This window comes from Bradyrhizobium sp. U87765 SZCCT0048 (assembly GCF_018131225.1).
GTDB lineage: Bacteria > Pseudomonadota > Alphaproteobacteria > Rhizobiales > Xanthobacteraceae > Bradyrhizobium_A.
Window position 1 is genome coordinate 199,046 of sequence record NZ_JAFCMM010000001.1, and the last position, 18,270, is coordinate 217,315.

General features: G+C 64.8%; 22 protein-coding genes and 1 tRNA gene. 7 read left to right on the forward strand and 16 right to left on the reverse strand.

Going from position 1 to position 18,270, the window contains the following annotated elements; genetic code table 11:
• Positions 1 to 72: 72 nt before the first annotated feature.
• Positions 73 to 933 carry a DMT family transporter gene (locus JQ639_RS00840; protein WP_211970045.1) on the reverse strand — a complete coding sequence of 287 codons (861 nt, stop codon included), beginning with the start codon at positions 931 to 933 and terminating at the stop codon, positions 73 to 75.
• 112 nt (positions 934 to 1,045) lie between these two features.
• Here JQ639_RS00840 and JQ639_RS00845 point away from each other — a divergent pair, with 112 nt between their 5' ends.
• The gene (locus JQ639_RS00845) at positions 1,046 to 2,452 is read left to right on the forward strand and encodes an aminotransferase-like domain-containing protein (RefSeq protein WP_249123624.1); all 1,407 of its coding nucleotides are present in this window, start codon (positions 1,046 to 1,048) and stop codon (positions 2,450 to 2,452) included.
• A 7-nt stretch (positions 2,453 to 2,459) separates the two neighbouring features.
• On the opposite strand, the gene JQ639_RS00850 is transcribed toward JQ639_RS00845, so the two are convergent.
• From JQ639_RS00850 to JQ639_RS00860, 3 genes are all read right to left on the reverse strand, one after another.
• Positions 2,460 to 3,374 (reverse strand): hydroxymethylglutaryl-CoA lyase, encoded by a 915-nt coding sequence (locus JQ639_RS00850; protein WP_211970047.1) that lies wholly within the window; start codon positions 3,372 to 3,374, stop codon positions 2,460 to 2,462.
• Positions 3,375 to 3,415: 41 nt separating this feature from the next.
• A complete protein-coding gene (locus JQ639_RS00855) occupies positions 3,416 to 4,453 on the reverse strand; it encodes an enoyl-CoA hydratase/isomerase family protein (RefSeq protein ID WP_502748152.1) in 1,038 nt (345 codons plus the stop codon).
• A 90-nt stretch (positions 4,454 to 4,543) separates the two neighbouring features.
• A complete protein-coding gene (locus JQ639_RS00860) occupies positions 4,544 to 4,849 on the reverse strand; it encodes an ETC complex I subunit (protein ID WP_211970048.1) in 306 nt (101 codons plus the stop codon).
• Between the two features lie 209 nt (positions 4,850 to 5,058).
• Between JQ639_RS00860 and JQ639_RS00865 the strand changes: the two genes are divergently transcribed.
• On the forward strand, positions 5,059 to 6,225 hold the full coding sequence (locus JQ639_RS00865; RefSeq protein WP_211970049.1) for an OpgC domain-containing protein: 1,167 nt from the start codon (positions 5,059 to 5,061) through the stop codon (positions 6,223 to 6,225).
• A gap of 76 nt (positions 6,226 to 6,301) precedes the next feature.
• Here JQ639_RS00865 and JQ639_RS00870 read toward each other — a convergent pair whose 3' ends face one another.
• The 6 genes from JQ639_RS00870 to JQ639_RS00895 all read right to left on the reverse strand — a co-directional run bounded on the left by JQ639_RS00870 (position 6,302) and on the right by JQ639_RS00895 (position 10,342).
• The gene (locus JQ639_RS00870) at positions 6,302 to 6,964 is read right to left on the reverse strand and encodes a DUF1236 domain-containing protein (protein ID WP_211970050.1); all 663 of its coding nucleotides are present in this window, start codon (positions 6,962 to 6,964) and stop codon (positions 6,302 to 6,304) included.
• 216 nt (positions 6,965 to 7,180) lie between these two features.
• Positions 7,181 to 7,257, reverse strand: a tRNA-Pro gene (locus JQ639_RS00875).
• Positions 7,258 to 7,375: 118 nt separating this feature from the next.
• Complete coding sequence (locus JQ639_RS00880) at positions 7,376 to 7,879, reverse strand: DUF192 domain-containing protein (protein ID WP_211970161.1); 504 nt, start codon at positions 7,877 to 7,879, stop codon at positions 7,376 to 7,378.
• Positions 7,880 to 8,191: 312 nt separating this feature from the next.
• Positions 8,192 to 8,887, reverse strand: a complete 696-nt coding sequence (locus tag JQ639_RS00885) for a cold-shock protein (RefSeq protein WP_211970051.1) — start codon at positions 8,885 to 8,887, stop codon at positions 8,192 to 8,194.
• A 277-nt stretch (positions 8,888 to 9,164) separates the two neighbouring features.
• Positions 9,165 to 9,926, reverse strand: a complete 762-nt coding sequence (locus JQ639_RS00890; protein ID WP_211970052.1) for an SIR2 family NAD-dependent protein deacylase — start codon at positions 9,924 to 9,926, stop codon at positions 9,165 to 9,167.
• A gap of 194 nt (positions 9,927 to 10,120) precedes the next feature.
• Positions 10,121 to 10,342, reverse strand: coding sequence for a hypothetical protein (locus tag JQ639_RS00895; RefSeq protein ID WP_249123625.1), 222 nt, complete (start codon positions 10,340 to 10,342; stop codon positions 10,121 to 10,123).
• Positions 10,343 to 10,598: 256 nt separating this feature from the next.
• Here JQ639_RS00895 and JQ639_RS00900 point away from each other — a divergent pair, with 256 nt between their 5' ends.
• Complete coding sequence (locus JQ639_RS00900) at positions 10,599 to 11,051, forward strand: VOC family protein (RefSeq protein ID WP_211970054.1); 453 nt, start codon at positions 10,599 to 10,601, stop codon at positions 11,049 to 11,051.
• A gap of 342 nt (positions 11,052 to 11,393) precedes the next feature.
• Here JQ639_RS00900 and JQ639_RS00905 read toward each other — a convergent pair whose 3' ends face one another.
• On the reverse strand, positions 11,394 to 12,206 hold the full coding sequence (locus tag JQ639_RS00905) for a crotonase/enoyl-CoA hydratase family protein (protein ID WP_211970055.1): 813 nt from the start codon (positions 12,204 to 12,206) through the stop codon (positions 11,394 to 11,396).
• 210 nt (positions 12,207 to 12,416) lie between these two features.
• Here JQ639_RS00905 and JQ639_RS00910 point away from each other — a divergent pair, with 210 nt between their 5' ends.
• From JQ639_RS00910 to JQ639_RS00920, 3 genes are all read left to right on the forward strand, one after another.
• Positions 12,417 to 12,677: a hypothetical protein gene (locus JQ639_RS00910; protein WP_349644689.1), complete on the forward strand. Its 261-nt coding sequence runs from the start codon at positions 12,417 to 12,419 to the stop codon at positions 12,675 to 12,677.
• Positions 12,678 to 12,890: 213 nt separating this feature from the next.
• Positions 12,891 to 13,070 carry a hypothetical protein gene (locus tag JQ639_RS00915; protein ID WP_211970056.1) on the forward strand — a complete coding sequence of 60 codons (180 nt, stop codon included), beginning with the start codon at positions 12,891 to 12,893 and terminating at the stop codon, positions 13,068 to 13,070.
• 136 nt (positions 13,071 to 13,206) lie between these two features.
• On the forward strand, positions 13,207 to 14,079 hold the full coding sequence (locus tag JQ639_RS00920) for an SDR family oxidoreductase (protein ID WP_211970057.1): 873 nt from the start codon (positions 13,207 to 13,209) through the stop codon (positions 14,077 to 14,079).
• Between the two features lie 9 nt (positions 14,080 to 14,088).
• On the opposite strand, the gene JQ639_RS00925 is transcribed toward JQ639_RS00920, so the two are convergent.
• A complete protein-coding gene (locus JQ639_RS00925) occupies positions 14,089 to 14,400 on the reverse strand; it encodes a hypothetical protein (RefSeq protein WP_211970058.1) in 312 nt (103 codons plus the stop codon).
• Between the two features lie 178 nt (positions 14,401 to 14,578).
• Here JQ639_RS00925 and JQ639_RS00930 point away from each other — a divergent pair, with 178 nt between their 5' ends.
• Positions 14,579 to 15,436, forward strand: coding sequence for a tetratricopeptide repeat protein (locus JQ639_RS00930; RefSeq protein WP_211970059.1), 858 nt, complete (start codon positions 14,579 to 14,581; stop codon positions 15,434 to 15,436).
• Positions 15,437 to 15,446: 10 nt separating this feature from the next.
• On the opposite strand, the gene JQ639_RS00935 is transcribed toward JQ639_RS00930, so the two are convergent.
• The 4 genes from JQ639_RS00935 to JQ639_RS00950 form a co-directional block, all read right to left on the reverse strand.
• On the reverse strand, positions 15,447 to 15,989 hold the full coding sequence (locus JQ639_RS00935; RefSeq protein ID WP_211970060.1) for a GNAT family N-acetyltransferase: 543 nt from the start codon (positions 15,987 to 15,989) through the stop codon (positions 15,447 to 15,449).
• A gap of 4 nt (positions 15,990 to 15,993) precedes the next feature.
• The gene (locus tag JQ639_RS00940) at positions 15,994 to 16,524 is read right to left on the reverse strand and encodes a phage tail protein (RefSeq protein ID WP_211970061.1); all 531 of its coding nucleotides are present in this window, start codon (positions 16,522 to 16,524) and stop codon (positions 15,994 to 15,996) included.
• Between the two features lie 34 nt (positions 16,525 to 16,558).
• Positions 16,559 to 17,095 carry a phage tail protein gene (locus tag JQ639_RS00945; RefSeq protein WP_211970062.1) on the reverse strand — a complete coding sequence of 179 codons (537 nt, stop codon included), beginning with the start codon at positions 17,093 to 17,095 and terminating at the stop codon, positions 16,559 to 16,561.
• Positions 17,096 to 17,260: 165 nt separating this feature from the next.
• Positions 17,261 to 17,794 (reverse strand): phage tail protein, encoded by a 534-nt coding sequence (locus JQ639_RS00950; protein WP_211970063.1) that lies wholly within the window; start codon positions 17,792 to 17,794, stop codon positions 17,261 to 17,263.
• Between the last annotated feature and the right edge of the window lie 476 nt (positions 17,795 to 18,270).

Sequence of the window (18,270 nt, forward strand, 5' to 3'; positions counted from 1 at the left end):
ACAACGTGTCAAACGAACGGGACGCTTGCTGTCCCGGCGGTCTGTGACACCGCCGGGATCGCCCGACCCGCGTCAGGCAAAGCGCCGTGCGCCGAATACGCACAGGATCACGACGGCGGTCACGCCGATCATCGCCGGATCGACCGCCTCGTGCAGCAGCGTCGCGGCGAGCGCAAGCCCGAAGAGCGGCTGCAGCAGTTGCAACTGGCCGACCGCCGCGATTCCGCCGAGCGCAAGGCCGCGATACCAGAACACGAAGCCGATCAGCATGCTGAAGAGCGACACGTAGACGAGGCCCGCCCAGGCCGGCCCGGCGATGTCGTGCAGTGTCGCCGGCCATGTCGCGACCACCACCACCGCCATCACCGGCAGCGATAGCACGAGCGCCCACGAGATCACCTGCCAGCCGCCGAGGCGGCGTGACAACCGCGCGCCGTCGGCATAGCCGAGGCCGCAGACGATGATCGCACCGAGCATCAAAAGGTCGCCGACCGACACTGCACCGATGCCGCGGCTGAAGGCAAAGCCGGCGACGCAGGCGCTGCCGAGGCCCGAGAATAGCCAGAACAGCGGCCGCGGCCGTTCGCCGCCGCGCAGCACGCCGAACACCGCGGTCGCCAGGGGCAACAGCCCGACATAGACGATCGAGTGCGCCGACGTGATCGACTGCAGCGCCAGTGCCGTCAGCAATGGAAAGCCGACGACCACGCCGAGCGCCGTGATCAGCAGCGGCACGAGGTCGCGACGTTGCGGACGCGGCTCGCGGAACACGATCAGCAGGCCGGCGGCGAGCAGGCCTGCGATGACCGCGCGGGCGACCGTGAGAAAGACCGGGTCGAATCCGGCGACGGCGACGCGCGTGGCCGGCAGCGATCCGCTGAAGATGACCACTCCGAGAAAACCGTTGATCCAGCCGGCCGCCGTCCTGTCCATGACTCAAACCTCTCCTGTCGCAGAACCGGCACGGTGCCCGCGGCCGGCTGGCGAAGCCAGAGACAATGCAGTACAATTCGGCCAAACTGTCATGGTCGACAGGACAATACAGATGGACATCAACATCCCGGACACTGACGGCGGCGGCACCCTCGTCGCGCGCGCCATGCAGGTCATCCGCCAGCGCATCGCTGCGCGCACGCTGGCGCCTGGCGCCCGGCTGCCCTCGATCCGCGCCTTCGCCGCAACCCTCGGTGTGTCCAAGTCGACTGTCGTCGACGCCTATGAGCGGCTCGCGGCCGAGGGGGTGATCAAGTCGCGCCGCGGCTCGGGCTTCTATGTCGCGGCGCGCCTGCCGCCGCTGTCGCTGGCCGACAACGAGCCGCAGCGCGATCGGGCGGTCGATCCGTTATGGGTGTCACGCCAATCGCTCGAAGCGGACGCGAACGTTCTCAAACCGGGGTGCGGCTGGCTGCCGCCGTCCTGGATGCCCGAGGAGAGCCTGCGCCGCGCGTTGCGGCGCCTCGCCCGCGGCGACGATGGCGTCTTGACCGATTACGGCTCGCCGCTGGGGCCGCTGCCGCTGCGGCAATTGCTGGCGCGGCGGCTCGGTGGCCATGGCGTCGAGGCCGCGCCCGACCAGATCATGCTGACGGAGTCCGGGACCCAGGCCATCGACCTGCTGTGCCGCCTGCTGCTCGAGCCCGGCGACACGGTGCTGGTCGACGATCCCGGCTATTTCAACTTTCACGCCCTGCTGCGCACCCATCGTGCGCGCGTCGTCGGCGTGCCCCATACACCGACAGGTCCCGACGTCGAGGCGTTCGCGCGCATCGCCGCCGAATTGCGCCCGCGGCTCTACGTCACCAACGCCGCTCCTCACAATCCGACAGGTGCGGCGCTCTCGGCCGTGACCGCCCACCGCCTGCTCAAGCTCGCCGAGCAGCACGACCTGACGATCATCGAGGACGACATCTTTTCGGATTTCGAGGCCGAGCCGTCACCGCGGCTTGCGGCCTTCGATGGCCTTGCTCGCGTCGTGCAGGTCGGCAGCTTTTCCAAGACATTGTCGGCGTCGGTGCGCTGCGGTTATCTTGCCAGCCGTGCCGACTGGATCGATCAACTGATCGACCTGAAGATCGCGACCTCGTTCAGCAGCAGCCGCCTGTCGGCCGAACTGCTGCTCACGGTGCTGATGGACGGCACCTATCGCAAGCATGTCGATGGCCTGCGCGCGCGGCTGGCCGCCGCGATGGGCGAGACCGCGGGCCGCCTGAAAAAACTCGGCATCAGACCGTGGATCGAGCCCAAGGCGGGCATGTTCCTGTGGTGCCAGCTGCCCGACGGGCATGACGCCTCGGAACTCGCACGGCGCGCCCTCGCCGACCGTATCGTGCTGGCGCCGGGCAACGCCTTCAGCCTGTCTCAGACGGCCGGCCAGTTCCTGCGGTTCAATGTGGCGCAATGCGCCGATCCGCGGATCTTCCGTTGCCTCGAACTCGGGCTCAAGGCGCGCTAACGTCGTTTCACGCGCGAGCGGTCGCCTTCGCTTTGGCGTTCAACGCTGCGGCGACACGGCTCACCGGCGGACGGCCAATCAACCCGCTCACGGTGTTGGTCGCCGCCAGCAGCCCGGCCATGTCGATACCGGTCCCGAGGCCCATGCCCTCCAGCATGTAGACGACATCCTCAGTCGCGACGTTGCCGGTGGCGCCCGGTGCGTAGGGGCAGCCGCCGAGGCCGCCGGCAGCGGAATCGATCACCCGCACGCCTTCCTCCAGACCCGCGTAGATGTTGGCGAGCGCCTGCCCATAAGTGTCGTGGAAGTGCATCGCCAGGCGTTCGGCCGGCACTTCGGTCGCGACGGTGCGCAGCAGCGCGCGCGCGCGCGCCGGCGTGCCGACGCCAATGGTGTCGCCGAGCGAAATCTCGTAGCAGCCCTGCTCCCACAGGGTTTTTGCGACCGACGCCACCGCGGCGGGCTTGACGTCGCCGTCGTAGGGACAGCCGAGTACGCAGGACACGTAGCCACGCACCTTGATGCCGTCGGCCTTTGCGCGGGCCAGCACCGGCCGGAAGCGCTCGATCGATTCCGCGATGGTGCAGTTGATGTTGGCGCGGGAGAAACCTTCCGATGCCGACGCGAACACCGCGACCACCCGCGCGCCGGCGGCAATCGCGGCGTCATAGCCCTTCTCATTGGGCACCAGCACATGAAACTCACGACCGGGATGATGATCGACCGCGCGCAACACCTCGTCGGAGCCGGCCATCTGCGGCACGGCCTTCGGCGACACGAAGCTGCCGACCTCCACGACCGGGCAGCCGGCGGCCACCAGCGCCTCGATGAAGGCGACGCGATCCGCCACGCTGATCGGCGTCTTCTCGTTCTGCAGCCCGTCGCGGGGACCGACCTCGATAATGCGAACCTGATCACTCATGATGGGCATGCCTCTCCGGGCTGTGTCGATTGGCGACGCGTCTACGCCTGGCTCCAGGACGGCCTGCGCTTTTCGAGGAACGCCGAGAGGCCCTCGCGGGCTTCGGACCTGGCGCGCATGTCGGCGATCAGCTCCGCCGTCTCGATCAGCACGGCCTCGTCGATCGGCCGGCCGGCGACCGCACCGACCAGCGCCTTGGCCGCGGCGCGCGCCTGGGGCGCGCCGGTTCGCAACTGCTTCAGCAGTCCGTCGATCCGCGCGTCGATGCCGCCGGCTGCGACCACCTCATGGACCAGGCCGATCCGCTCGGCCTCGGACGCGGCAAACACCTCGGCGGTCTGGAAATAGCGTCGGCCGGCGCGCTGACCGATCGCGCGCAGGACGTAGGGGCTGATCACCGCCGGCACGAGACCGAGCCTCACCTCGGACAGGCAGAAGGTCGCATCGTCGGTGGCGATCGCAATATCGCATGCGGCGACAAGGCCGATGCCGCCGCCATAAACCGGCCCCTGTACGCGCGCGATCGTGGTCTGCGGCATACGATCGAGCGCCGCCAGCATGCGCGCCAGTGGCTGGGCATCGCGAACGTTTTCCTCGCGTGTGAACGTCGACGCCTTCTTCATCCAGTTGATGTCGGCGCCGGCGCAAAAGCTCTTGCCCTCGCCCATCACCACCACGACGGAGATGTCGCTCGCGCCCGCAAGCGCCTCGAACGCGCGCCACAGCGCAGCGATGAGGTCTTCGTCGAACGCGTTGTTGCGTTCCGGACGGTCGAGCACGACACGGGCGACGGCCCCGTGGGTCTCGATGCGCACGTTACTATTGGTCATGACGTTCTCCTCGACGCAGGACCCGGTGGGGTCGAGCAGGCCGCTGGCTGCTGCGAATAGGCCGAGATTGAGGATGAGGCAACCGCCCGCGGACGGGATGGCGCCGTGGCTGGGCCATCGCGCGCCGTCGTCGGCAATATTCCACGTCGTCCCGGACCAGGCAGCCATGCCGCCATCGGCCGTGAGGGTTACCAACAGATACTGCCGGCGCGGCGCCAGATCATGGACGATCGGGCGGGGGACTGTCACGGCCCCGACACCACCCTCGTCACCGTCCAGGAGGCTTCGACCGGCCGTCCGGGATCAGTGCATCCAGATCCAGGGGCAGTGCGTCCAGCGTCAGTGCGTCCAGGGCTCGCCGCGGCGGAAGGCAAAGTTGTCGGCATACGCGACAGTGCGATGAAGCGGCTCGCCCGGCTCCTGCACCTGATAGGGAATGCCTTCCCGCTCGCAATAGGCGACCGCGTCCTCACGGGTGTGGAAGCGCAGGGTGAGCTGCTGCTTCATGTCACCGGAACTGGTCCAGCCCATCAGCGGCTCGATGGTCCGCGGCTGCTCTGGCTCGAAATCGAGCTGCCATTCCCGGCTCTTGGCCTTGCCGGACTGCATGGCGTTCTTGGCGGGTTTGTAGATGCGGGCCGTCATGGACGACAGAAGCTCCATCTCGTTGGATAGGTCCCCGCCGGCTGTGGCCGTCTGGCCATTGCCGGACCGGGCCGGTGGGTTTTATTGTACGATTCTACAGTTTAACAGGGCTAATTTCGGTCAATATATTCGACCGCAAACTCGGTTACAATCTGCCTGTCAGGCCGGGATCCGACGCGATCCCTCCCTTCCCTCACAATGTGGTCACCATGGAAATCAGAGCCCACCTACCCGTCGCCGGCCGCGATCTCCGGCTCGATCTGTTCCGCGGGATCGCCAACTGGGCGATCTTTCTCGATCACATCCCCTACAACATCGTGAACTGGCTGACGACGCGCAATTACGGCTTCAGCGACGCCGCCGACCTGTTCGTGTTCATCTCCGGCTACACCGCGTCGTTCGTCTATGCGCGGATGATGATCGAGCGTGGCTTCGTCGTCGGCGCGACACGGCTGATGAAGCGGGTCTGGCAGCTCTATGTAGCCCACGTCTTCCTGTTCGTGATCTACATCGTCACCATCGGCTATGTCGCGATCAAATTCCACGACCCGGACATCATCAACGAGTTCAACGTCGCAGGCCTCATCGACAACCCGATCGAGACGCTGACGCAGGGCCTGCTGCTGAAATTCAAGCCGGTCAACCTCGACGTGCTACCGCTCTACATCGTGCTGATGGGCGTGTTTCCGCCGGTGCTGTGGCTGATGCTGCGCCATCCCGATCTCGTGATGTTCGCCTCGCTGATCCTGTATGCGGCGGCGCGCCAGTTCGGCTGGAATCTGCCGGCCTATCCGGTCGGCACCTGGTACTTCAATCCGTTCTGCTGGCAGTTGCTGTTCATGTTCGGCGCCTGGTTCGCGCTCGGCGGCGCGCTGGAGTCACGACCCATCATCCGCTCGCGATCATTGCTGGTCGCAGGCATTGCCTACCTGATCTTCGCGCTGGTGATGACCATGGCGGGCCGCTTCGAGGCGTTCGGCAATCTGTTCCCGCGCTGGCTCTATGAAACCTTCAATCCCAACGACAAGACCAACCTCGCACCCTACCGCGTGCTGCACTTCGTCATCATTGCGTTCCTGGTGACGCGATTTTTCCCGAAGAACTGGCCGGGGCTGGAATGGAAGGTGTTCGCGCCGATGATCAAGTGCGGCCAGCAATCGCTGGAGGTGTTCTGCGTCGGCGTGTTCCTGTCGTTCGTCGGCCATTTCGTGCTGACGCTGAGCTCCGGCTCGGTGCTGGTTCAGGTCCTGGTCAGCGTGGTCGGCATCGCCCTGATGACCGCGGTCGCCTACTATCGCGCCTGGTCGAAGCGCCAGGACAAGCCGCCGCCGCGGCCGAAGCCCGCGCCGGCTCCTGAGGCAAGCGCCGCCGCCTGACCGTCGCCGCCCTTTTCGCAAACACGACACCCGCCGGAGCAATCCGGCGGGTGTTTTGCTGTCCAGAGCCTTCGCGTCAGACGTCGAGCACGGCAATGATGCGCAGCGTGGTACGGTCGACGATGATCACCTGATCGTTCGCCACGAAATAGCGATAGCCGCGCCACTCCGGATGGATGTCTACGATCACCGGCGGCACCTCGACCACGCGCACGGTGTTCGGCACCACGGTGCCGACATTGAGCGAGAAGTTGACGTTGGTCACTTTTGGGCCGGTTGCGATCACCTTCTCGCGGATCTGGGTGCGTTGCTCCGTCGTCATCCTGGTTTCCGACGATGGCGCCGCACCGACCGTGGTCTTCGCGCGGGTGTCCGACTGCGCGCTGGCGCCGCTCCTGTCGCTGGCACCGGGTTTCGTAGCGTTATCGCCGGTGCGCTGCGCGCCGTGGTCGGGCGTCGCCTTCTCCGAACTCATGCGACCGCCGGCCTTGCTGGCGGACGGCGTCTGGGCGTTGCGCTCGTCGGTCCTGGTGCCGGCGGGGGGCGTCTGCGCCTGCTTGTCGGCCTTCGGCTGAGCCGGGGTGTGCTCGGCTGCGCCGCCCGCAGGAGCGCTACGCTCCATGGCGCCCGACGGGACGCCGCCACTGGCGGCCGGCGCCTTGGTGTCCTGCGCCGAAGCCACGGCGCAGCCCAGGGCGAGCGCCGCTGCAGCAACAGTCGATAGCAAAGTCGTTTTCATGTGTCGTTCCTCCACTCGCATCGAACCCCGCGGACCGAGAACCCGGCGCGGCATGGCGCGTTCCCGGAACCAAACCGGAAAGATTGGTCGACGAAGGAGGAACGAAGGCGAACCGCGTTACTCGCCATGACGGCGCAGCGTCGCAGTCCGGCTCATGGCAGGATCGAGACCGGCGACATCGCGATCTGCGGCATGCAGAACAGATCATGAAAGGAATGGTCGGGGCAGCAGGATTCGAACCTGCGACCCTCTGCTCCCAAAGCAGATGCGCTACCGGACTGCGCTATGCCCCGACGGTCGCTCGGGCCGCTGACGCGGCCGGGCGCGTTCGCTACGAACGGGCCCTGCGGCTGCTTTCGATACACGCTTCGTCGGGCAGCGGCAAGACAAGCCGCCGCGAGGATGGTGCCGTCAGCGGCCGCCGAACAACGGGTGCGCGACCTTGTCGCCGGGCCGGATTTTGAGCTTTTTTGCCGTTCCCGCAATGACTTCCAGCACGCCGCGGACAGGGCCGCTTGACGAAATGATTTTCTCGGACTGAACCTGGGTGTTCTCGGCGATGCGCAGGATGCGGCCGTCGGACTGGATGAAGATCATATCGAGCGGGATCAGGGTGTTCTTCATCCACATCGACACCGGCTGCTCGGGGTTGAAGTCGAACAACATACCCTGACCATCCGGCAGCGATTGGCGGAACATCAGGCCGCGGGCGCGCTCTTCATCGGTACGCATCACCTCGACGGAAAACACCTGAACGCCGCTCTGCGTCACGATCTCCAGATTTTCGCGATCGGCTGCAGCGACCGGTCGCCAGGCAAGGGCACCGCCGCATAGAACCACCAGCGCCACCAGCCATGCCTGGGTGCGACGGCGGCCGGGCGCCGCGCCGAAAAACGAACGAAGATCGAATGTCATGATGGCCAAACCTCGGGACTGATCCGGTACGGGTCCGCGTCAGACCGACGCAGCAGAACACCATCCCTGCTCTAGCGCGGCCAGCGCAGCAGGTGAATACCGATCGTGCAGATCACGCCCGCACAATAGCTTGATGCGCTTCGGGCCTGATGAGTTCAGGGTTGGACGACTCCAGGACGTGAGACTTCAGGACGTAATGAGCCTTGCGGTCGCTCGGGGCGGGCGAACGTCACCCCGTCGTCCGCCCTCGCCGGCTCAGATTGGTCAAGGCCGGCCGGTCGTCATGGCCCGGCATCAAATCCAAATGTCCGCTTAGTGCGAGGACAGTCCAGGCGACCCGGCCTCGGGCTGGATCTCAGCAGCCATCATGCCCTTCGAACCAGGTCCATAGCGAACCAGAACATACTGTCCGGGGCGCAATTCGGTCATGCCGTAACGACGCAGCGTTTCCATGTGCACGAAGATGTCGGGCGTGCCCTCGCCACAGGTGAGGAAGCCGAAGCCGCGCAGGCGATTGAACCACTTGACCTGCGCGCGCTCGAGACCGCTGGTCGGCGTCACGCTCGCATGGGTGCGGGGCGGCGGCAGCTGCGCCGGATGGATGGCGGTGGACTCGTCCATCGACACCACGCGGAATGCCTGCAATCCCTTCGAGCGCTGCAGACATTCGACGACAATGCGCGCGCCTTCATACGCCGTCTGAAAGCCATCGCGGCGCAGGACGGTGACATGGAGCAGCACGTCGGCCCAGCCATTGTCGGGCACGATGAAGCCATAGCCCTTGGAGGCATCGAACCACTTGATGGCGCCGGTGATCTCGACAAGGTTTGCTGCCACGCCCTCGGCGGCGCCGAGAAATGGATCGGCGGCAGCGCCACGATCGCGGCTGGCAAACTCGGGAGCGCCAAGCCCCCGCGAGTCCAACCCTCGAGAGTCAAGGCCGCGTGATCCCGGCCCGCCTGACGCCGGCCCTCCCGGCCTCTTGGACTCAAAACCGTCCGACCCCATCTCCCCGGACCTCACACCAGCAAACGCGGTCAGCCTCCGCGCTCCAAACGACGTCTGCGATGTCTCCTCCTCCGGCGACCTGCGCGAACGATCACGCGAACAAGGTCTGCGAATGAAGACACCGCACTCACGCCACCGTTAACTTCACCGAAACCGACTGTGGCGTGCGCGAATCTCGTGATTCGACGATAACACTCCTCGTCGACGCGCAAAGACAAAAAACTATGGCTTGAGGAGCTATGAACAGGCTTGCGCGTTTGCGAATCAATGCAGCAGATCAATTGCTCACAAACGGCGCCAGCGTCTCGCCGATGTCATGTCTGATGACGAGATCGGCAAGATCGTCCTGATCGGTCGGCTCGTTGTTGATAATGATGAGCCGGGCTCCGGAGTTCCGCGCCATCACCGGAAATCCTGCCGCGGGCCACACCACGAGCGACGAGCCGATGGCAAGGAACAGATCGCAGTCGCGCGCGAGTTCAGCGGCGCGGCGCATCTCGTCTTCCGGCATCGCCTGACCGAACGAGACAGTTGCAGTCTTCACAGGCTGATCGCAGGCGGTGCAATCGGGCGCGTGCCCGTCGCGATCGAAACGGTCCTTGACCCAATCCAGTTCGTAGCGTTGGCCACAGCCGATGCAGCGCGCATAGGTGGTGTTGCCGTGCAGTTCGATGACGCGTTCGGCGGCAACGCCTGAGGCCTGATGCAGATTGTCGATGTTCTGGGTGATCACCGCCGGAACCTTGCCGGCGCGATAGAGCGATGCGAGCGCGCGGTGACCGCGTCCCGGCCGCGCAGCGGCGAAGGTCTCCTCCATCGCGAAGCGTCGCCGCCAGGCTTCGTCGCGCGCCTCCTGGCTGCCAACGAACACATCGAACGGGATCGGCTGGTTGCGCGTCCACAGGCCGCCGGGCGAACGAAAGTCCGGAATGCCGCACTCGGTCGAGATGCCGGCGCCGGTGAACGGCACGATGATCGAGGCTTCGGCAATCATGTCGCCGAGTTGCTGGATGCCGCTGGCGAGACTGCTGGCAATCATTCGACATCTCCGTGCGCTGAGGCTGCCAACAACAGTGCCGCAGTCGGGCCGTTTTTCAAGGCCGGCAAGTTCAGGGATGGCAGCTTCAAGACGGCAAGTCTCGGCGGCGGATACCGAGCGCGCACAGGCAACGCGCAGGCAAAAAAGGGGCCGGAGCCCCCTTCATGATCGCGTGATCGTTTCGCGGCCCAGCTTCAGGCCGCCTGCGGCACCGGGTCGTCATCGACGCTGCGCAGCGTCTCGTCCTTCTTCATCCGCGCCGTCGGTGCCGCGGCCTTCTTCGCCGGCTTGCCGTATTGCGACAATCGCTCGAGCTCCGCCTCGAGTTCGGCCTGGCGGGTCGCCACCTTCTCCGCGAGCTTGTCGATGGCGAGGTCGCGCAGCGTTGCGAGTTCTTCGATGCTCAGGCTGTCCAAATCGAATGTCTTGTCCGTTTTCACCAGTGCGGCCTCCGTTGCTGAATTGGACATATCGTGAACATTCGAGTCTGGCAAGGGGCTGGCTGTTGATCGGCGATCGGCTTGGGTAGCGCTCCTGCGACGCCGGGGATCGTCACGACGGCTCGCGCGACCGGGCCGCGGGTCACCTGCCCTTCGCCATGTTTTGCTGCTATGGACGTCGCGCGGCCACCTGGCCGGATGGAATTCGATTGTTCGCAAAAGGACAAGAAACATGCGTTTCCTGCACACCATGCTGCGCGTTCACAAGCTCGACGTCGCGCTCAAGTTCTATGTCGATGCGCTTGGCCTCAAGGAGGTTCGTCGTATCGAGAACGACAAGGGCCGGTTCACGCTGGTGTTCCTGGGCGCGCCGGAGGACGACGCCATCATCGCGCAGTCGCCGCCGACGCGTGGCGCACCGCTCGTCGAACTCACCTACAACTGGGACGAGGAGAAGTACGGCGAGGATCGCTTCTTCGGCCACCTCGCCTACGAGGTCGACGACATCTACGCCACCTGCGAACGCCTGATGAAGCTCGGCATCACCATCAACCGGCCGCCGCGCGACGGCAACATGGCGTTTGTCCGCTCGCCTGACCTGCACTCGATCGAGCTGCTGCAGAAGGGTGATCCCAAACCGGCGCAGGAGCCGTGGTCCTCGATGCCGAACGTCGGCCACTGGTAGGCGCGGCGCCGCCTCGGCACTGCGATCGGATGATCGTCGTCCTTCCAGGCCGCCATTCGAGCCGCGTCCGCGCGGAACGTTCTCCCTGTCGTCGGGTTGTCACGCCAGTCAAGGCCAGCGATGGAGGTGAGGATATGGCCCGCGGACTTTTGCTATGGCTGCTGGGGGTACCGATTCCGGTGATCATTCTGCTGTGGCTGTTCTTCGGCCGCTGAGACACAAGCGGGAGCTTCGGTCGCGAAGCTCCCGTGGTCCTTTCGGATGATGATCCCTCGTCGGACGGCGCGACAATCGGAATGAGCGACGCATCGGCGTGCCAAGAAATCACCCTTCCCTGAAACGCTAGCCGTCGATGAAGCGCGGCGCACGCTTCTCGATGTTGGCGCGCACGGCCTCCGTCTGGTTGGGAAAGCCCATCAGCTTCATCTGCTCGACTGATTCCGCCAGCAGCGCCGGCGCCGGATCGATGCTCAGCTTGTTGAGCAGGCGCTTGGCGGCGCGGATTGCATCCGGGCTCTTGCCGGCGATGTCACGGGCGACCTCGAGCGCCGCGGCGCGCGGATCGTCGCAGATGCGTGTCGCAAGGCCATAGCTCAACGCTTCTGCTGCCGAGAAGATCCGCCCGGTGTAGGTGAGATCGCGCAGGATGTCGTCCCGCACGAGGCTTGCAAGGATCGGCGTGCCGGCCATGTCGGGAATGAGCCCCCACTTGATCTCCATGATCGACATCCGCGCATCCTGCGACAGAAAGCGCATGTCGGCGCCGAGCGCGAGCTGGAATCCCCCGCCGAACGCGACACCATGCACGGCCGCGATCACCGGCACCGGCAATTGACGCCAGCCCCACACCGCCTGCTGCGGCGCATTGGCAATGCCATGGGTGCGCGTCGACAGATCGCGCGTCGCACCGCCGGCGATCCCATTGCCGCCGTGCTCCTTCATCGCGGCGAAGCGTCCCATGTCGAGGCCGGCGCAGAATGCCCGGCCCTCGCCGGACAGCACGACGGCGCGCAGGCCCTTCTCGGCCTGCAGCCGCGCGGTTGTCGCGACCAGCGCCTCGAACATCTCGGCGTCGAGCGCATTCATCTTGTCGGCGCGCACGAGGCGCACATCGGCCACGCCGTCCGACATCGTCACCGCAATGCGCTCACTCATGGGTCCGTCTCTCCTGATGGTGTTGTTCGTGTGTCACGGCGGTCGTCCGGTTCCGGCCGCACCGGCAGGTTAAGGTAAACGTCAGGACGCAACAACGTGATCGCTGGCGGCCTTGCCCGACGCGAAACTTGCGCTCAGGCTTCGGCGCTGGCACCAGGGCGCGTCTTGCGTTCAGTGGTCATGCCGGTATCAGCGTGCGTGAGGAAAGCCATGCGCAAGAGTGCGATGCGCAAGCCTGTCGCAGTCGTTCTCGGATGTCTTGCAGGCGCGATGGCCGCGGCGTGGATCGCGCCGGCCCGCACCGCAGGCAATGCCAGTTTCTGGGTCGTCGGCAGCTTCGTGAAGGGCTGCTGGATCGTCGAGCAAAATCCGCTCATCGACGGCGGCACGATCCAGTTTTCCGACGGTCCCTATCGCTCCAGGGACGACGCCGAACTCGCCAGGAGCACGATCCGGGCCTGCAAGACGTGAGAATCGAACACGACTTGAAGCCGGCAATGCATTGAGGTCGGCGAAGCTCGACGTGGCCAGGACCTGAGGCGGCTGCGCCGCCGGGACCGGCCCCCTCGCGCAAATTCCTCCATGTGGATTTCCGCCGGATCGCTCGAATTTTAACGTTCTGCTGAACGTGACGACAAACGTCCTCTGTCAGGGTGCAGGCCTCGGCACAAGAGGTTTTGGGTCATGACGGACGTGGAATTCGACTACCTGCTGGATGCGGTGAGCGCCGCCGTGAGCCGCGCACCGGCCGAGCCGGTGTTCGATGACGGCCTCGACTTCGACCACCTGCCAGAGCCCGCCAATGACAACGGCGCGATCTGGCCCCACGAGCCGTTCCCCGACGGCTGGACGGCGTCCTGCTGAGGCCACGCGGCTTACACCCGCGGCGATGGTTGACAGACCGTTATCGGGCGCCTGCGACGACATCGCGCCGGGAGCCTCTTGCAGTTTTTAAATGATCGATTAAACCTCGCGGGGTCATTCCTCAGTGAGGTTCGCCATGTTCACGTCCCGCCTGCTCGCCGGTCGCAACATCCTGGTCACCGGTGGAGGAACCGGCCTTGGCAAGGCGATGGCTCGCCGTTTCCTCGAACTCGGTGCTGACGTGCACATTTGCGGTCGCCGCAAGGGCGTCTGCGACGATACCGCCGCAGAGCTGATGCAGGCCCATGGCGGCAAGGTCACGAGCCACGGGCTCGACATCCGCGACAGCGCCGCCGTCGACGCCATGGTCGAAGGCATCTTCGCCGACAAGCCGCTCACCGACCTCATCAACAATGCCGCGGGGAATTTCATCTCGCGGACGCAGGATCTGACGCCGCGCGGTTTCGACGCCGTCGCCAACATCGTGATGCACGGCACATTCTACGTCACCCATGCGGTCGGCCGGCGCTGGATCGCGGGTCAGCATCGCGGCAATGTGGTGTCGATCGTGACCACCTGGGTTCGCAACGGCAGTCCCTATGTCGTGCCCTCGGCGATGAGTAAGGCGGCCGTTCATACCATGACCATGTCGCTGGCGAGCGAATGGGGCCGCTATGGCATCCGCCTCAACGCAATCGCACCCGGCGAAATTCCGACCGAGGGCATGAGCAAGCGCATCAAGCCGGGTGACGAGGCCGGGGCGCGCACCATCGCGGTCAATCCGATGGGCCGGGTCGGCACCATGGAGGAGCTGCAAAATCTCGCCGTGTTCCTGATCTCCGGCGGCTGCGACTGGATCACCGGCGAGACCATTGCCATGGACGGCGCCCAGGCGCTCGCCAGCGGCGGCAGCTTCTATGAGCTGCGCAACTGGAGCGACGCCGACTGGACGGCGGCGCGCGACTCCATCAAGGCCCAGAACGACAAGGACCGGGCCGGGCGCGCCTGAGGCGCGGTGCTACTGCGGCATGGTGCGCGGACAAACCGTGGCGTAACGGTCGCGCCAGCCTTGGGCGGTGCGTACCCGCCCGCGCAGTTCTCGGAAGCAGCGCGGAACGCCTTCGTCATACTGCGAGTCGTAGGGAATGTAGGTGTAGCCCCAGCCACCGGGGCCGCCATAGCCGAACGGACATCCCCAGCCATAGCCGAGACACGGCCCGAAATACGGCCCATGCCGGTAGCGATGCCAGTGGCCCGCCGAGGCCTCCGTCGCCATCGCCACACCCATGCCGGCCACCGCAAGCGCGATCAGCAGTCGTCGCAACACCATTCCTGTCCCGTTCCCAACGCGTCGGTTCTTGGACGTCTCTTATAGGCGGCGACCCGGCGGAATGCGATCACTTCCCGGTGTCGGCCGCAGGGCCTGCCGTCGCAGGCCGCGGCCTTGCTGCCCGTCCGCCCTGCCCTTAAGTTTGCCTCGCCGGCCATCCACAGAGTTTGCGGGACCCATGACATCACCCCTTCGCGTGCGCGCTATCGCGCCCGTCTTCGGCATCGGGCTGCTTGCCGGGCTTGTCATGGCTGAAGGCACCACCGCAATCGCCCAGTCAGCCGACCTCGTGCTGTGTGACCGCCTCGCCGCGGATCCAGCCGATCCGGACAAGCCTGCAGACGTCAAGGGCGTCGCCGAGGTCGCGCCGGCAGACATTGCCACCGCCCTGAAGTTCTGCCGCACGGCCTCCGCCGGATCGCGGCGGGCGCTCTACCAGCTCGGCCGCGCCTATGCCGCCAACGGCCAGAGTGCAGAAGCGATCGCCGCCTATCGCAAGGCCGCCGATCGCGGCAGTTCATCGGCGATGGTCGAACTCGGCGTGATGCAGGCGACCGGCAACGGCATGGCCAGGGACGAGGACCAGGCGCGCCGCTTGTTCACCCGCGCGGCCGAAGCGGGCAATCCGCGCGGCGTCGTCAATCTTGCGGCGCTGTCGAAGTCGGGCGGTCCCCCTGCGGATCCCGTCAGATCGCGCACCATGCTGGCGAAGGCCGCGGAGGCCAACTCCGCCGAGGCGCAGTATCAGCTCGGCATGATGATGGCCGATGGGCTCGGTGGCCCGCAGGACGACGTCGCCGCCCGCGGCCTGTTCGAGAAGGCTGCCGCGCAGGGCCACGCCGGCGCGCTCGAGCGCATGGGCGCGTTCACGCTTGCCGGGCGCGGCGGTCCGCAGGACAAGGGCGCCGCGAAAGCCTATTTCGAAAAGGCGGCGGCGCTCGGCAACGACGACGCCAAGGCCGCGCTCAAGCGCGCCGAGTGCCCCTACGTCATCAAGGACAAGCGCGGCAACGTCGTCACCAACCTGTGTTTTTAGACGCGCGGCGTCAGGACAACGGCCTGACCATTGCGGTACGGACGCCGTCGTCGCCGGTCGCAATGAAGCCGAGACGTTCGTAGAGCCGGCGCGCGCGCGTATTGGCGCTGAGCACGGCAAGCGTCATGGATGTTGCTCCCAGCGTCTGCGCGGAGCGGCCGAGGCTGGTCATGACCTCCGCGCCGATGCCGTGTCCTCGCATCGTCTCGGCGACGACGATGTCGACAAAATGGAGGACGCGCCGCTCGCCGTCACCGACAACCGCCACGATGACGCGACCGACGGACTGGCCGTCGCTGACGATGACGAGATGCTCGGCTCGAGGAAACGCCTGGCGGTAGCCGAGCTGCTGAGAGCGAAACTGTTGATCGAGCAGCATGGTCAGCATCGGCTCGGGCACGCCGGCAAACTGCGGCGCGCGATCGGCATGAAAAAGCGCGCGGACGAAGATGTCGTCCGCGGCGGACACCGGGCGTAATCGGATCCCGGAACCAAGCGGCCCGACCGCTGTGGCGATCGGGCCCGGACCGACGTCACGGTCGGCTGAGGTCATCGCCTCACGACGTGAAGGAGGGATAGACGCCGTTGATGCAGATGCAATAGATCATCGCCAGCGTCGGCTGATCGTTGGGATGCGCTTGCGAACCGCCGGTCGGGGTCATGGCATTGGGCGAGAATGTCGTGGTCGCGGGCAAGGGCAGGAACCCATTGAAGGAAGGATCCATCGCGACATTCGACGCTCCGGTGGGGCCGGGAGTGGCACCGCTCGCCCCCGCCTTGGCCAGCTGCAGCCCATGTCTGTGCGCTGCCATCTCCTGTATCATCAGATTTACAGTGTTGCTCCCCACCTGCTCGCCGATGACTCGCATCGAGAGAGCGGGCCCCTGCCCCTGGCTCATCGCCACCGTACCAACGAGATTTGGCAGCGCAAAATTCACGGTGCCATTGCCGCCGTAATAGGTGCCGATCAAACTGTAGAGCGGTGTGTACTGATGAATTGCCAGCAGGCGTCCGTCACAGGGCAGCCAGTTGTTCGGATAAAATCCAAAGGCGAAGGCCTGGATCTCGCCGACATAAGAATCCGCCATATCTCATCTCCTGTTGATGTCTTGGCGAGCGTCGTCAGCCCTGGCTCGGATAGATGCCGACATAGGCTATGCAGAAGTTCGCCGTCAGCGTCGGCATCATGTTGTTGTGGGGAATACTGCTGCCATTGATCACCACGCAGGGCGCCATCAGGTCGTAGCCCGCGACACTGGCCTGCGGCGCATAGAGATTGTGCAGAGATGAATTGGATGTGGCCAGATGAACGGTCGGGCCGGGCGTCTGGAACGTGGCAACCGTCGTGGATGACATCAGCCCGTGACTGTGCGACGGCATTTCCTGATCAAGCAGCGTATGGGTTTCTTGGCCGCCGACCTGTCCGAGCACCCGCGGCGAAAGACCACCGGGGCCTGTCCCCTGCGATATCGGCACGCGCCCACGCAGATCCGGAACATTGAAGGTCTGAACGCCGTCGCCGCCATAGGTGGTGCCGATCAGCGCGTAGAGCACGTTATAATTCGCGATCGATAACGACTGACCGTTGCAGGCAAGCCAGCCATCCGGAATACGTGGAAACCCAAACAGGCGAATTTCGCCGACATATTGGTCAGACACAATCAGCTCCTGCGGTCGGCGGAGCCCTTTGCAACCCTTTGCAGCGATCAGCCTGATGCTTCAGGAAGAACCGCCGAAAAGGGCGCGCGCTCCGCGATGTCGAAAAGGCAATCTTTGGATTTGGATTTGCCACCGCGAATATTTCATCCGCGAGTGCTGTCCGCGTCACGGGCGCGACGGGAAAATGCCCTGCGTCGCGATGAGGTAATTGATCACCAGGAACGGCTGCATATTGTTATGCGCAAGATTGCCGCCGTCATTGACCACGTTGGTCGACACAGAAAGCGGGACTTCCTGGCTGCCGGCGGTCGTGAAAATGGCTGTGACCGGATTGCCGGTCGTCGTCACGCCGAAGATGTTCGATGTCGGCGTCGACGATTTGCTGGATGCCGTCACGGTCGTCGCCTGAATCATGTGATTGTGCGACGGCAATTGCTGAACGTTGAGCGTTACGTTTTCCGTACCGCTCACCAGTCCCCAGGGAACGTTGTTGAAATTGCAGCCCAGAACCGCGCGGCCACGCAGGTCCGGCAATGCGAAGGTTCGGATGCCGTCTCCGCCATAGGTCGTGCCTATCAGCGAAAACAACGCTTGATTTGCCGAAATGGCGAGCAGCGCACCATTGCACAGGACCCACCCCTTCGGAATGATTCCGAAGCCCGCGGGCATAATTTGACCAACAAAGGGAGTGGCCGGCATAAGCAGCCTCTTGACGGTTAAATGATGTAAAGAAAGACGACTGAGTAAGGTGCGTAAAAAAATACCGCATCATTTTAGGATGTCATTCCGCACAGGTCAAGCGCTTTGCAATCAATCTGGCGCAATGACGACCTTCGGCCCTCGTCTCTTTCTCATTTCTGACCGTTCGTATGTTGCGCGTCCGCAACACAGCGCAGCGAAGAAGCTCGCGGCTATAGCGATGAACGACATCGCGTGTCGTCCGCTCTTGCAGTCGCGCCGAAAATCCAATGATGTAACCAAGATGATTTGAGAATTCTGGATCGCCAGTTTTGCGTTCGTCCATTTGTCGGACGAGCGGCGATCGGTACGGCGTCGATTTAGTACGCCGAGTGCGGCGCGGGTTTTAGCGCGCCGGGAATGAATGTTTCTACGTATTTCGAACGGCCTGATGTGCTGCGTCGCAGCGAAAATGGCCTCCAAAATATTCGGGTTTC

Bases quoted from the DNA above. Each gene is read 5' to 3' on its own strand.
- JQ639_RS00840 (WP_211970045.1), bottom strand. From the start codon at position 933: ATGGACAGGACGGCGGCCGGCTGGATCAACGGTTTTCTCGGAGTGGTC.
- JQ639_RS00845 (WP_249123624.1), top strand. From the start codon at position 1,046: ATGGACATCAACATCCCGGACACTGACGGCGGCGGCACCCTCGTCGCG.
- JQ639_RS00850 (WP_211970047.1), bottom strand. From the start codon at position 3,374: ATGAGTGATCAGGTTCGCATTATCGAGGTCGGTCCCCGCGACGGGCTG.
- JQ639_RS00860 (WP_211970048.1), bottom strand. From the start codon at position 4,849: ATGACGGCCCGCATCTACAAACCCGCCAAGAACGCCATGCAGTCCGGC.
- JQ639_RS00865 (WP_211970049.1), top strand. From the start codon at position 5,059: ATGGAAATCAGAGCCCACCTACCCGTCGCCGGCCGCGATCTCCGGCTC.
- JQ639_RS00870 (WP_211970050.1), bottom strand. From the start codon at position 6,964: ATGAAAACGACTTTGCTATCGACTGTTGCTGCAGCGGCGCTCGCCCTG.
- JQ639_RS00880 (WP_211970161.1), bottom strand. From the start codon at position 7,879: ATGACATTCGATCTTCGTTCGTTTTTCGGCGCGGCGCCCGGCCGCCGT.
- JQ639_RS00885 (WP_211970051.1), bottom strand. From the start codon at position 8,887: ATGGGGTCGGACGGTTTTGAGTCCAAGAGGCCGGGAGGGCCGGCGTCA.
- JQ639_RS00890 (WP_211970052.1), bottom strand. From the start codon at position 9,926: ATGATTGCCAGCAGTCTCGCCAGCGGCATCCAGCAACTCGGCGACATG.
- JQ639_RS00900 (WP_211970054.1), top strand. From the start codon at position 10,599: ATGCGTTTCCTGCACACCATGCTGCGCGTTCACAAGCTCGACGTCGCG.
- JQ639_RS00905 (WP_211970055.1), bottom strand. From the start codon at position 12,206: ATGAGTGAGCGCATTGCGGTGACGATGTCGGACGGCGTGGCCGATGTG.
- JQ639_RS00910 (WP_349644689.1), top strand. From the start codon at position 12,417: ATGCGCAAGAGTGCGATGCGCAAGCCTGTCGCAGTCGTTCTCGGATGT.
- JQ639_RS00915 (WP_211970056.1), top strand. From the start codon at position 12,891: ATGACGGACGTGGAATTCGACTACCTGCTGGATGCGGTGAGCGCCGCC.
- JQ639_RS00920 (WP_211970057.1), top strand. From the start codon at position 13,207: ATGTTCACGTCCCGCCTGCTCGCCGGTCGCAACATCCTGGTCACCGGT.
- JQ639_RS00925 (WP_211970058.1), bottom strand. From the start codon at position 14,400: ATGGTGTTGCGACGACTGCTGATCGCGCTTGCGGTGGCCGGCATGGGT.
- JQ639_RS00930 (WP_211970059.1), top strand. From the start codon at position 14,579: ATGACATCACCCCTTCGCGTGCGCGCTATCGCGCCCGTCTTCGGCATC.
- JQ639_RS00935 (WP_211970060.1), bottom strand. From the start codon at position 15,989: ATGACCTCAGCCGACCGTGACGTCGGTCCGGGCCCGATCGCCACAGCG.
- JQ639_RS00940 (WP_211970061.1), bottom strand. From the start codon at position 16,524: ATGGCGGATTCTTATGTCGGCGAGATCCAGGCCTTCGCCTTTGGATTT.
- JQ639_RS00950 (WP_211970063.1), bottom strand. From the start codon at position 17,794: ATGCCGGCCACTCCCTTTGTTGGTCAAATTATGCCCGCGGGCTTCGGA.